The organism is Shewanella sp. T24-MNA-CIBAN-0130 (assembly GCF_040310185.1).
Classification (GTDB): domain Bacteria; phylum Pseudomonadota; class Gammaproteobacteria; order Enterobacterales; family Shewanellaceae; genus Shewanella; species Shewanella psychromarinicola.
In genome coordinates, this window is sequence record NZ_JBEOPP010000009.1 from 94,518 (window position 1) to 107,561 (window position 13,044).

The following is a 13,044-nucleotide window of genomic DNA, read 5'->3' on the forward strand; positions in this document are numbered from 1 at the left end:
TCTGTTTCAAGCATGATTAACCACCACCCCTGTGCCAGCATCCCTTCGATAGAATGTAGTTTACAAAATGTGCTGCTGATCTTGTGATTTATCAGATAACTTATTACTAATTTCATTCACAAATCGCTTAACAAAAGAAAGCGCTTACATTTTTGCGTGCGTATTTTAATAAAAATTAAGCTGTTTACAAACAACAATTAAAAATAATATTAATAAAAAACCTTACACAGAAGTTAACGAAATGTAATAATTAAAACTTGTTTTTGTTGACGGCGGTCACGTTTTGCACTAGTTTTATGTAAGCGCTTACATTAGCAGTTTTATAACACAACTATTTATAAATAATGATTACCGCGTGGATAGAGAATTAAAAAAACGACTTGCGCCTAACCCGCAATATTGAGAGAAGTAGAATCTAGTCAATGGGGATTTCCTAGATGAAAACAACAACATTTACCAAAACCAAGCTTGCTACCAGTTTATCGCTAGTGCTTGGTGTTAGCAGTATGCTACCGGCCTATGCTGCTGATGAAGCCAGTGAAGAAAACATAGAAGTGTTACAGGTCACAGGTATTCGTGGCAGTTTAATTAAATCAATGGATGTCAAACGTTCTTCAAATGGAGTCGTAGACTCTATTTCTGCAGAAGATATTGGTAAGTTTCCTGACACCAACTTAGCTGAATCGTTACAGCGTATCACTGGGGTGTCGATTGATCGTGAAAACGGTGAAGGCAGTAAAGTCACGGTGCGTGGTTTTGGCCCTGACTATAATTTGATCACCCTCAATGGTCGTCAAATGCCTGTTACCACTGGCTCGCGTTCATTTGACTTTGCTAACATTGCATCAGAAAGTATCAGCGGTGTTGAAGTTTATAAAACCAGCTTAGCGTCAAACTCAACCGGTGGTATTGGTTCAACTATCAATATTTTAACCCACAAGCCATTTAGTTCGCCGGGGTTAAAAGCCTCATTTGGTGTAAAAGCGGTTGATGATCAATCAACAGATAATGGCTCAGTTACTCCTGAGTTATCAGGTTTATACTCAAACACGTTTGCTGATGATAAATTTGGTATTTCGCTATCGGCCAGTTATCAAGAACGTGAAAGTGGTAACCAGCAAGCGCAAGTCGGTACAGGCTGGCGCAGCTTTCCCGGTACGACAGACAACAGTGAATGGGGCGGCGTTGCAAAAGACGACACCCAAGTTAATCGCCCTGGTGATGACGACATTTACTCAGTACCACAAACCACCATTTATCGTTTTGAAGAACAGCAACGTACTCGAACTAATGGCCAGTTAGTCTTACAGTACAGCCCCATTGATACCATCGTCGCGAGTTTAGATTACACCTACATGCGTAACGATATCGACACCCAATCTAACGACGTATCAGCTTGGTTTAACTTTGTACCATCTGAAAACGTGTGGAGTGATGGCCCGATTGCATCACCACTCATTTATTCTGAAACTTATGACGCACCTGCTGACTTATCAATGGCAGCAGGCGATTATGGCGTACGTAACGAAAGTGGATCATTAGGTTTTAACATTGAGTGGCAAGCGACAGATAGCTTAAAACTGACATTCGATGCGCACAACTCAACGGCTGAAAATAAACCTAATAATCTTTACGGTTCAAGTAACAGCTTAAGTACCGCAGCTTTTGTGCGTACGAGTGCAGCTACTGACTTTAGTGGTGATTTACCTATCCTGGCAGTTGGTGGTGGTAATGCCGTCACCCCTGCAGATATGCTTCTTACCGGTTCTGTGTTCACTAACGAGCGTAATAAGTCTGAAATTGATCAATATCAGTTTGACGGTGAATATATCTTTGACGACGTGGGTAGCATTGACTTTGGTATTGAGTTGACCAATGTCAATAATCACTCTAAATCCGTTAACGTGCAACGTAACGATTGGGGGGGCGTGGGATCGGCGGGTGACTTTGAAGACGCTTGGTTCCCAGCAGATACGATTCAAGACAAATTTGATGCCACAGGCGGTGATTTCTCGCTTACTGATGGTAACTTCGATATTTTAAATACCATTTTCATGTGGGACTTTCATTCTGTTCGTGACTTCGCGGCAGCAAATTATGCCTCTTCGGTAAGTGGTGACTGTGGAAATGGCTTCTGTCCATCAACTAATTATGCGGCTGAAACTGACCGTTTTACGGAAGAAGAATCACAAGCCGTTTACCTACAGTACAACTACGATAACGAAATTGCCGGCATGCCGTATGACGTGCATTTTGGCTTACGTTATGAGCAAACTGACGTTACCTCAACAGCTGCAGTAGCGGGCTATGATGGCGCAGATTGGATTGCCGAAACTGAAATTGCATTAACACCTACTGGTGAGCAAGTATTTGAAACTAAATCAGGTGATTACGACTACATTCTGCCAAGTTTCAACTTCAATATTGAAGTGGTAGAAGATGTGATGCTACGTGCGGCTTACAGCGAAACGATTGGTCGCCCTAATTACACTGACATTCAAGGTGGTACTGTATTAGCCACGCTCGCTAACCGTACTAATGGTGGTGCTTCAGCGGGTAATCCAACATTACTGCCGTTAGAGTCGCAAAATATCGACTTCTCAGCAGAGTGGTATTACGCCCCATCAAGCTATGTGTCTGTGGGTTATTTCCGCAAAGATACTGAAAACTTCATCAGCAATGGCATCGTTAAAAGCACTAACGGCATTTATAACCCTGCATCAGGTGATTTATATAAAGCAGCAGTAGCAGCAACGGGTACAACCGAAGCAGGCGAAGTTCGTGACTATATTTTCAATAACTTTGCTGATAATGCCGCCGTAGATGTTGCCAATCAAACCATCAGTGGCAGTGCGGCTAATAATGATGAATTATTAAGCTTTAACGTCGACACCCCATCCAACAGCTCACGTAAGTCAGTGATTGATGGTTGGGAATTAGCAGTACAGCACTTCTTTGGTGAAACTGGTTTTGGTGTAATTGCTAACTATACCTTGGTTGATAGTGACGAGGCATACAACAATTACTCATTAGCAGATCAATCTGCAATCATCGGCATCAGTGATACCGCTAACGCCGTACTAGTGTACGAAAACTATGGTTTCCAAGCACGTGTGGCGTACAACTGGCGTGACGAGTTCTTAAACTCGCGTAGTCAAGATACGGGGGCTAACCCTAAGTACACTGAAGCCTACTCACAAATCGATTTGTCTGTTAGCTACGACATCGAATCTGTAGAAGGCTTAACCGTGTTCTTCGAGGGACTTAACATTACTGAAGAGTACACCCGTGTTCACGGACGTGCTGGCGAGCAAGTGTTAAACCTAACCGAAACCGGCGCACGTTATAGCTTAGGCGCTCGTTATACTTTCTAAGCCCATAACGTTAGTAACATTGAGCTTAGTGATATTGCGCTAAGTCGTATTTAGCTAAGGGACATTTAGCTAAAGAGCATCGCGCTAAAAGACATTCCGCCTAATACCCTTGGCGTTAGGCGGAAAATGTTAAAACGTTTTATTTTTAGGTCATTGAGGTGCACAGACTTTGTCACCTCTTTTTATTGCAACACCTTAAGTAACAAGGACGTTACTATTTTTATTTCAGCCTAAGCTCTCAACAAGCTTTTGAGCAGAGATTGAAAAACCAATACTTGAAAGTGGTTACATTTTATTGAATTCTACTTATGATATGACTTGAACATCATAAAATCTGCAACACAAATAACGATAATAATAACAACAATATTAATAACGATAGTGCCAAAGGCGTAGGTAGAGATTATGCAAAACGCAATCACCGAAATAGTCATTGTTGGAGGCGGTACAGCCGGTTGGATAACCGCTGGATTACTGGCTGCTGAGCATAATGTTGATAATGGTGTCCTAGCCCACTCGCCCAAGCTCAACATTACCTTAATAGAATCTCCCGACGTCGCCACAATCGGTGTTGGTGAAGGCACTTGGCCTTCGATGCGTTCAACCTTGAGTAAAATTGGCATCGATGAAAACGAGTTTATTCGTCGTTGCGACGCCAGCTTTAAACAAGGTTCACGATTTATTCATTGGCGCCGTGATCCTGCTAGCCATAACGCCCAAGTAGGTAATCCAGCTCAATCAGACAGTTACTTGCATCCCTTTAGCTTACCCCACGGCCATCAAGAGCTCGACTTATGTCCATTTTGGTTGTCCCATGCAGACCAAGTCAGCTTTGCCGAAGCCGTCAGTAGTCAAGAGGTTCTAACTCAACTGGGGTTAGCGCCAAAATCCATTTCATCGGCGCAGTATCATTTTCAAAATAATTATGGCTACCATCTTAATGCCGGAAAATTCAGCCAACTGTTGACCGAACATTGCACCCAAAAACTTGGGATAAGCCATATTCGCGATCATGTCAGTCATATTGTTAACCATGATAATGGTGATATCGCCAAACTGGTCACCCTAGAAAATGGCGAGATTAGTGGTCAATTATTTATCGACTGCAGTGGCACTAAGTCACTGTTGTTGGGTGAGCATTTACACGTGCCGTTTTTATGCCAAAAAGCGGTATTATTTAATGACACCGCCCTTGCGGTACAAGTACCTTATTCAGGAGATGGCAGTCCTATAGCGTCTTGTACTCATTCAACCGCGCAACAAAACGGTTGGATTTGGGACATAGGCCTACCTACACGCAAAGGCGTGGGGTATGTGTATTCATCAAGCCATACCAATGACGCTGACGCCGAGAGAACACTGTTTACCTATTTGGGGGACGCAGCCACTATCGATAAACTTCAACCGCGTAAATTATCCTTCAATCCCGGTTATCGAGCCAAGTGTTGGCAAAACAATTGTATTGCCATTGGCATGGCAGCAGGGTTTATTGAACCATTAGAAGCCTCAGCATTGGCGTTAATTGAATGGACAGCCTCAACCTTAGCGCAGCAATTACCCCCCAACCGTCAAGTGATGGATACCATCGCAGCAAGGGTGAACGATCGCTACCAATTACACTGGCAACAAATCATCGACTTTTTGAAACTGCATTATGTAATAAGCCAACGTGAAGTTGATGGCTATTGGCGCGACCATCGCGATAACCAATCGATACCCGACAGTTTACAAGCCAAACTTGAATTATGGCGCTACCAAGTACCAAGCCAGTATGATATTAGTTATAAAGAAGCTTTATTTCCGGCCGCCAGTTTTCAATATGTCTTGTATGGCATGGGTTTTCAAACTCAGTTACCCACTCATGTTAAACCGTCAATGCAACAACTGGCACAGCAACTTTTTAACGACAACCAGCAACGCACTCAAGCATTAAGTAAAAGCTTACCCAGCAATCGCGCTTTACTGGAAAAAGTGGCCCAATACGGGTTTCCTAAACTGTAATACACTTTAGCTGAGCAAGCTGGGCTGCTAGTATTAAAGCGGTTAGCATTGAAAACCACTAGAACTATAGATCACCTACAATAATCATAACAACACAATGTATTTGAACGAATAAGATAGGACATCAATATGAGCCAACATGTATTACTTAACAGTATCGATCATAAAGATCTAAAGGTTATCACCAACCGCTCTGCCGCATTAGGCGACAACCTTTGGTACAGCGTGACCTTTCCACAAGAATTTCGCAGCGTTCAAGCTCATTATCCTATTTTTTTCCATAAGGACGCGGCAACTGGCCAGTTTTACTCTGTGGCATTGTTTGGTTTTCAGCAGGATGAGAATCTGTTTTTATCTGACGCTGGTTGGAATGCATCGTATATCCCCCTTAGCGTTCGCCGCCAGCCGTTTTTGATTGGCCAACAAACCGTACAAGAAGATGGCATTGAACGTCAGCAACGCGTTATTCACCTCGATGTAGAGCACCCAAGAGTTGGCCGAACCGAAGGTGAAGCGTTGTTTTTACCCTATGGCGGTAACACACCACTATTAGATGAAATGGGTGAAATGCTTGAAGCTATTCACCACGGGATCATCGACAGTAATCGCTTTATCGATATCTTAATTCAACATGAGTTGCTCGAATCTTTCACCTTAGACATCGAATTAGATAATGGCCAAAAACATCAAATGATTGGCTTTTATACCATTAATGAAAATACCCTAGCCGGATTATCAGCTGAAACACTGGGCACATTACACCAGCAAGGTTACTTGCAAGCCATTTACATGACATTAGCTTCACACAGTAAAGTTCGCGAGCTTCTTAACCTTAAAAACGCCCAAGGTTAATTGATTATGGTGATGCCCAACGCTGATCCAACTCGATCTGAGCCAGCGCTACCGGATCTTAAACAAACTGACTCGATACAAACTGTCGACAGCGTTAGCGATTGGACCTTAGATAACGTACTGGCTCATATTGAACATGCAGATACACCTATGGTGTTTAAAGGCTTATGCCGTCACTGGCCTTTAGTGCAAGCAGGTCTTGAGTCTGCTGATAAAGCGATGGATTATCTGCGTCAATTTTATCAGGGATCAGCCGTTACCGCGTATTATTTACCCCAAGATCAACATGGGCGAGTGTTTTATAATCAGCAAGTTAATGGCTTTAATTACCAAGCGGGCCGCCTTGATTTCAACCAATTATTAAGTCGCATACAACAAGAGAATGCGAGTAAAGCACCTGCTGGAATTTACATGGGCTCAACTGACATTCACCAATGTTTGCCTGGGCTTGGTGAACAAAACAGTTTAGATTTATCGCCCACACAAGCATTAACCAGTATTTGGCTTGGCAACCAAACCAAAGTTGCCGCGCATTTTGACTTCCCCCTCAACCTGGCTTGTAACGCTGTCGGAAAACGCACCTTTACCTTATTTCCGCCCGAGCAAATCAGTAATTTATATGTTGGGCCAATGGAGTTCGCCCCTGGCGGACAAGACATCAGCATGGTCGATTTTGCCGCCCCTGACTTTGCGCGTTTCCCAAAATTTAAGCAGGCACTTGCGGCATCCTTTACCGCTGAACTGAGTCCTGGTGATGTGCTGTTTATCCCCAGTATGTGGTGGCACCATGTCCGTGGCGTTGAAGACTTTAACGTACTCATTACCCATTGGTGGCGCGACACACCGGGCCATTTAGGGCGACCGAACAATGCCCTGCTCCACAGCATGTTAAGCCTGCGCTCATTACCGAAAGCACAACGCCAAGCATGGAAAGCACTGTTTGAGCATTACATTTTCGATCATGACGATGTTGATGACAGCCACATTCCAGACAATGCTAAAGGCATGTTAACCAAGCCATTAGATGAACTAAACGCCCGTAAATTACGCGCAGACTTAATTAACAAATTAAAACGATAATGCTAAATGCAAGAGACTAAGACATTAAACAGGATGCCCAAGATGAATAAATCAGTTAAAAAAGTGGTCATAGCCGGTGGTGGTACAGCAGGTTGGATGGCCGCGGCCGCCTTTAGCAAACTATTGGGCAAAAACCTTGATATTGTCTTAGTCGAATCCGATGAAATTGGCACTGTCGGTGTGGGCGAAGCCACCATTCCCACTCTGCACGTGTTTCATCGCTTACTGGGATTAAAAGAGCAAGATGTGATGGCCGCCACCAACGCCACCTTTAAACTCGGGATTCAATTTGAAAACTGGCATGACGTCAATAAAGACTATTTGCACTCATTTGGTTTTTTAGGCAAAGACTGCTGGGCCTGTGGTTTTCAACACTTTTGGCTTAAAGGTCAACAAAAAAACATCGTCAGCGAGATTGGTGACTATTGCACTGAACATTTAGCCGCTCGTGAGGGCCGTTTTGCGGTGCTACCAAACCAAGATTACAACCATGCCTACCATATGGATGCGAGCCTTTACGCTAAGTTTCTGCGAAAATTTGCAGAGCATCATGGCATGACCCGTATTGAAGGCAAAATTGCCGATGTGTTGCAGCATGAAGACAGCGGTAATATTCGCGCATTACAACTTGAAAATGGCGAGCTCATCGAAGGTGATTTATTTATCGATTGCACCGGTTTTAAAGCCTTATTAATCGAGCAAACCTTAAATACTGGCTTTGAAGATTGGAGCCATTGGCTCCCGTGCGACAGTGCGATTGCAGTCCAAACAGAGGCGGTGCAAAAACCGATCCCTTACACACGTTCCATTGCCCGAGAGTCTGGCTGGCAGTGGCGCATTCCGTTGCAAACTCGTACCGGTAATGGCTTAGTATTTTGCAGCAAATATATCTCTGACGCCGATGCCACCGAATTGTTACTCAACAATATTGAAGGTAAGCCTATCAATCAACCTCGGGTGATTAAATTCAAAACCGGCACTCGTCGTCAGCATTGGAATAAAAACTGTATTGCAGTTGGCTTATCAGCCGGATTTTTAGAGCCGTTAGAATCCACCAGCATTCATATGATCCAACGCAGCATAGTGCGCTTATTGCAGCTGTTTCCGTCTCATGGGGTTATTCAAGCTGACGTAGATGAATTTAACCAACAAACCAAGATTGAAATCGACAACATTCGCGACTTTATTATTCTGCACTATAAAGTGACCGACCGTGAAGACAGCCGTTTTTGGCGTTATTGCAAAAACATGCCGATCCCAGCCTCATTACAACATCGTATCGACATGTTTAGCCAGTCTGGTAAAGTCTACAAATACGGTAACGAACTCTTTGGTGAGAGCTCGTGGATCCAAGTGATGATGGGCCAAGGTTTACAGCCTAAAGAATATCATCCGATTGTCGACATGATGGAAGACGCGGAATTGGCTAGCTTTTTAAACAGCATCAAAGCCACGGTGAAACGTAAAGTCGATACCTTACCTGCCCATCATGACTTTGTGCAGCATTACTGTAAATCGACGGCGATGCAAGGCTAGAGCGGATGTCAGCATCTGAAGCCTCAAAGCCGATCGTTGAGGTCAATAATATTGCACCACAAGTGCATTTTATTGGCCAACAACAAACGCCGGTGATAGTGATTGATAACTTTGCAGGAGACATCTCCAAGCTGGTTGATATTGCTATCAACGATAGCCAATTTAATCAAGATCAAGGCTCGTATTATCCAGGGCAACGCACATCGTTGCCAAGGCAATATGTCATCGACGTTATCAATGCGGTGTTTCAGTTGATTTATGATGTTTATCACATTCCAACTCAGTTACGTTTAAAGCCGCAACAGTGCGTCTATTCACTCATCGATACACAGCCACAAACCCTAGCACCGCTGCAATGCTTGCCCCATTTTGACACCCCAAGCCCGCATTACTTCGCCATTTTACATTATCTTAATGATGGCCCACATGGCGACACGGGGTTTTTTAAGCATAATTTGACCGATTATGAGCGGATCACCGCGGAAAACATCGACCATTATTTTACCAAAGCGCAACCTTTTCTAGATGCTAAAACACAAACAACACCCAGTTACTTTGTTGCCAGCGATGAGCATTACCGCTTGTATCATCAAATAGAATATCGCCCTAATCGCTTAGTTATTTACCCCGGCAATTTGCTTCATTCAACCTTGGTTAATCCACTCACCGACATAGATGCTAACCCCAGTTCAGGGCGACTCACCGCCAATATTTTTATTCAGTTTGCATAACCTCAGCGCAGAATAATATTTGGAATAATGTCCTGTTATCAAACAGTTATTTATCCCGCTGGCGGCGTAGTATTGACTTGCTGTGACTCATTTTATGGTGTTTTGTGGAGCGGTTAACGCATCATCTCGCAAAATAATTTCATTTAAATGAGCGTGATATAAATCGCCATCACCATTTTGGACGTTGAAAGCTGGATGTTGAAAGCTAAATATTGAAAGCCGGATTTTGGACGCTGGAACATAAAGTGGCAAACGGCGCGGTTACATTGTTGGCTGAGCGGCGGGATCGACTCAAGTTGATTTTTGACTCTGAGTTGCATTTGCGAAGGCGATAATGGCTAACTCTGGGCAAAGGCGATTAATGCGAGTTAACCGTTAGCGCCAACAGGACTAAATATACCCAGCGCCATTTTTATTGTTAGTGAGCGTTTTTATTATGTCGAAGTTAAACGGCACTCAATATTGCGAAGATTTACCACTGAATTTTATTTGCCATTGATTTAGGGGTTGCTCGTGCCATTAGGGATTAGCGCCAATAAATGTCATCAATAACTGACTAAGCTGATGTGCTTCAGTTAGGTTTTTCGACTCAGTCAGTATATGTATGACACATTCAGCAGTACATAATCCGCCTTCAATTTGATTGCGTCTTAACGGATATATCGACTTGGACGTGCCCACCAAGGACACTTTAGCGAGTGCTTTTAAATAAGGGCTTTGATTAAACATCTTGCGCGCTTCTTGCCATGTTGCATCAATGATGACTAAATACTCATATGACGGTTGATGTAACGGCTGATCTACCCGCGAAGGTACCTCAACATTAGCCAATGTGTCAGCACTTGGAAACACTAAGCCCACTTTACCGGCTTCTATCGCACTCAATAATGCAGCATCTGGCTGTTTACGATGCCACTCAACCACACGAACACGTTCGCCCAGCACTTTTGTTACCAACTGCCCAGTATTATTGGCTCGCAACACTTCTCGAGGATGGGTCAACAAAATGATATTCACAACAATACTTAGTCCACACAATGATCTAAGCCAGAAATGTAACACACTCATGCAAAAACGATAACGATAACGATACCCAAACGACCTCGAAAGGCAGTATTGAGCATGTCGACAGGATAGATCCCTAGGAATAGAGCGCCTATAGCGGCTAGAGCGACCTTCGGTTTGCTAGGTTCTAGTGACAGCTTCGCTGCTAAGATTTTATAGCCTCTAGCCGCGCAGCGTCCTAGCATCTAGGCCTTTTGCTTCGCTTTTAGCCTATATCTTAACGTTAGATGTATACCGTCAGCACAAGGTTCCATTGTGACCTTAGCTTTAGTACCTTAAAAGCAACAATTTAGGATATAATCCCATCCCTTAACCCAAGTTGAAGTGAGTTAATGATATTCCAGCAAGTTATCGGGCTATTTTTCACCATGCTCATTTTAGCGATGGTCCCCGGTCCGGCGGTTTTTGCGGTGGTGTCGCGCTCATTCTCAAATGGGTTTACACATGGGGCTGCGATGACCTTTGGGGTGCTGCTCGGAGATTTTCTGTATATCCTGTTAGCACTGTTTGGTTTATCGGCGATTGCTCACGCTATGGGGCCAGCGTTCGAGCTGATAAAATACGCCAGTGCGCTGTATTTATGCTGGCTTGGGGTCAGCATGTTGCGCACTACAGCAAACGGCGTGCAATTAGCCGCCGCGCCGAAAGTCAATCTGGCCAAAAATTTATTAACCGGTATTATAATCGCCTTAGGCAACCCTAAAGCATTGATATTTTATGTCAGTTTTTTCCCTGCTTTTGTGCCGATGAACCAAGTAGACTTTACCGATGTCATTATCATACTAACCATTGCAGCCCTCTCTTTTGGTTCAGTTAATCTCACTTATGCTTATTTGGCATCAAGTGCAAAACAGGTATTTACCTCCCCTAAGGCGGCAACGATAATGAATCGTACTGCAGGCAGTATTATGTTGATTGCTGGCATATTGATAGCCATAAATATATAGGATGTTGCAATGACCGCGCTACGCTTTGCCCCATTGACGTTAATCAATGGATTAACCTTAAAAAACCGTGTTGTGGTGCCACCAATGGCATCGCAAACCGCAGACAATAATGGCTTGGCCACCGAGCAAACCCTAACTCATTATCAAAACCTAGCCCAATCGGGTGCTGGGCTGGTGATGGTTGAATACAGCCACGTCAATCTTGCTGGTCGCAGTGAATCGAATCAATTAGGCGCTCATGATGATGCCTGCATTGCGGGACTTAGCATCATCGCTAGCGCGTTACACCATGCAGGCGCGACAACAGGTCTACAAATTACCCATTGTGGCGGTAAAGACAGTGCAGGAATTAGCTCAGATGTGATGGGCCCTTCAGGCATTACAGTGCCAGCCTATGACCGCGTATTGCCGACACCAAGAGCAATGACACTCGATGACATAGCACAATGGCAGCAAGACTTTGTGAGTGCCGCTATTCGTGCCGATAAAGCGGGTTTTGATTTAGTCGAAATTCATTGTGCCCATGGCTACGGCATTAATCAGTGGTTATCGCCATTGACCAATCAACGTGATGATCAATATGGTGGTAGCCTTGAAAACCGAACTCGAATTTTGCTAGAAATTGTCCGCGCAATAAAACAAGCCACGCCAAGATTGGCTGTGATGACGCGGATCCCTGGTCAAGATGGCTATCCAGGTGGATTATCCCATACGGATATGGGTCAAGTCGCTCAGTGGTTAGTGGGTGCTGGGGTTGAAATTTTGAATGTATCATCGGGAATTGGTGGTTGGAATCGGCCTAAAGATAAACGTGGCGAAGGTTTTTTAGTTGACGATGCCGCGCCGCTTAAAGGCAAAACCTCAGCTGCCGTCATTGGCGTAGGCGGTATTGAAACGGTTGATTATATTGAGACCATACTCGCCACAAAACAAGTTGATCTTGTTGCCGTTGGTCGCGCTATTTTGGCCGGACCCGGTGAATTTGCCGCGCGGGTGATGGTGACCGAATTAGCCTTGAGTTAACGCGAAAGACGATTAATCTTTAATGAGATCAGCATCGACATTACTGCCGGCGACACTGTCGGCATTAATTTTAATAATCCCCTTAAAAATCAGCGGGTAGCGTCTTACTCGCAGCGCAATATTATCATCACTCATCACTTGGCGATACAAGAGTTCGATGTCGTTATCGTCTTCAAACACCAACAATAAACGATCAATTGCCGTGTGCAGACCTTTTTTCAGATATGGCTGTGCTTGAAACTGAGCAATATTGTACCTAACAATGGCTATCTTTTCAGGGTGACGCCGAAGCTCGGCAAACACTTGCTCAAAATACGTCATATGCTGAGCAGGTGTTGTGTGATTTGAGCGCCGTTGTCTTGGCGCTGATGAGCCTCGCTTAAAGTATACTGGCGGCAATAGCGTTACCTCATCAAGCCTTAAACTTATACAATT

The 13,044-nt window shown here is 44.1% G+C and carries 10 protein-coding genes; 8 read left to right on the forward strand and 2 right to left on the reverse strand.

Annotated elements, in window-relative coordinates:
* Positions 1-437 precede the first annotated feature (437 nt).
* From AAEZ02_RS05945 to AAEZ02_RS05970, 6 genes are all read left to right on the forward strand, one after another.
* On the forward strand, positions 438-3,374 hold the full coding sequence (locus AAEZ02_RS05945; RefSeq protein WP_124011862.1) for a TonB-dependent receptor: 2,937 nt from the start codon (positions 438-440) through the stop codon (positions 3,372-3,374).
* 405 nt (positions 3,375-3,779) lie between these two features.
* Entirely contained in the window at positions 3,780-5,375 is a 1,596-nt protein-coding gene (locus AAEZ02_RS05950; RefSeq protein ID WP_124011863.1) for a tryptophan halogenase family protein, read from the forward strand.
* Positions 5,376-5,504: 129 nt separating this feature from the next.
* Positions 5,505-6,227 carry a SapC family protein gene (locus AAEZ02_RS05955; protein WP_124011864.1) on the forward strand — a complete coding sequence of 241 codons (723 nt, stop codon included), beginning with the start codon at positions 5,505-5,507 and terminating at the stop codon, positions 6,225-6,227.
* 6 nt (positions 6,228-6,233) lie between these two features.
* A complete protein-coding gene (locus AAEZ02_RS05960; RefSeq protein WP_233768551.1) occupies positions 6,234-7,307 on the forward strand; it encodes a cupin-like domain-containing protein in 1,074 nt (357 codons plus the stop codon).
* A 42-nt stretch (positions 7,308-7,349) separates the two neighbouring features.
* Positions 7,350-8,843: a tryptophan halogenase family protein gene (locus tag AAEZ02_RS05965; protein ID WP_124011865.1), complete on the forward strand. Its 1,494-nt coding sequence runs from the start codon at positions 7,350-7,352 to the stop codon at positions 8,841-8,843.
* Positions 8,844-8,848: 5 nt separating this feature from the next.
* Positions 8,849-9,574 (forward strand): DUF6445 family protein, encoded by a 726-nt coding sequence (locus AAEZ02_RS05970; protein ID WP_124011866.1) that lies wholly within the window; start codon positions 8,849-8,851, stop codon positions 9,572-9,574.
* Positions 9,575-10,093: 519 nt separating this feature from the next.
* On the opposite strand, the gene AAEZ02_RS05975 is transcribed toward AAEZ02_RS05970, so the two are convergent.
* Positions 10,094-10,591, reverse strand: a complete 498-nt coding sequence (locus tag AAEZ02_RS05975) for a tRNA-uridine aminocarboxypropyltransferase (RefSeq protein WP_164839504.1) — start codon at positions 10,589-10,591, stop codon at positions 10,094-10,096.
* A gap of 380 nt (positions 10,592-10,971) precedes the next feature.
* Here AAEZ02_RS05975 and AAEZ02_RS05980 point away from each other — a divergent pair, with 380 nt between their 5' ends.
* Together AAEZ02_RS05980 and AAEZ02_RS05985 are read left to right on the forward strand one after the other, a co-directional pair.
* A complete protein-coding gene (locus AAEZ02_RS05980; RefSeq protein WP_351077104.1) occupies positions 10,972-11,586 on the forward strand; it encodes a LysE family translocator in 615 nt (204 codons plus the stop codon).
* Positions 11,587-11,595: 9 nt separating this feature from the next.
* Positions 11,596-12,609: an oxidoreductase gene (locus tag AAEZ02_RS05985; protein WP_124011869.1), complete on the forward strand. Its 1,014-nt coding sequence runs from the start codon at positions 11,596-11,598 to the stop codon at positions 12,607-12,609.
* A 12-nt stretch (positions 12,610-12,621) separates the two neighbouring features.
* On the opposite strand, the gene AAEZ02_RS05990 is transcribed toward AAEZ02_RS05985, so the two are convergent.
* A complete protein-coding gene (locus AAEZ02_RS05990) occupies positions 12,622-13,008 on the reverse strand; it encodes a hypothetical protein (protein WP_351077107.1) in 387 nt (128 codons plus the stop codon).
* Positions 13,009-13,044: the final 36 nt, after the last annotated feature.

Bases quoted from the DNA above. Each gene is read 5' to 3' on its own strand.
- AAEZ02_RS05955 (WP_124011864.1), top strand. From the start codon at position 5,505: ATGAGCCAACATGTATTACTTAACAGTATCGATCATAAAGATCTAAAG.
- AAEZ02_RS05960 (WP_233768551.1), top strand. From the start codon at position 6,234: ATGGTGATGCCCAACGCTGATCCAACTCGATCTGAGCCAGCGCTACCG.
- AAEZ02_RS05980 (WP_351077104.1), top strand. From the start codon at position 10,972: ATGATATTCCAGCAAGTTATCGGGCTATTTTTCACCATGCTCATTTTA.
- AAEZ02_RS05970 (WP_124011866.1), top strand. From the start codon at position 8,849: ATGTCAGCATCTGAAGCCTCAAAGCCGATCGTTGAGGTCAATAATATT.
- AAEZ02_RS05965 (WP_124011865.1), top strand. From the start codon at position 7,350: ATGAATAAATCAGTTAAAAAAGTGGTCATAGCCGGTGGTGGTACAGCA.
- AAEZ02_RS05950 (WP_124011863.1), top strand. From the start codon at position 3,780: ATGCAAAACGCAATCACCGAAATAGTCATTGTTGGAGGCGGTACAGCC.
- AAEZ02_RS05985 (WP_124011869.1), top strand. From the start codon at position 11,596: ATGACCGCGCTACGCTTTGCCCCATTGACGTTAATCAATGGATTAACC.
- AAEZ02_RS05945 (WP_124011862.1), top strand. From the start codon at position 438: ATGAAAACAACAACATTTACCAAAACCAAGCTTGCTACCAGTTTATCG.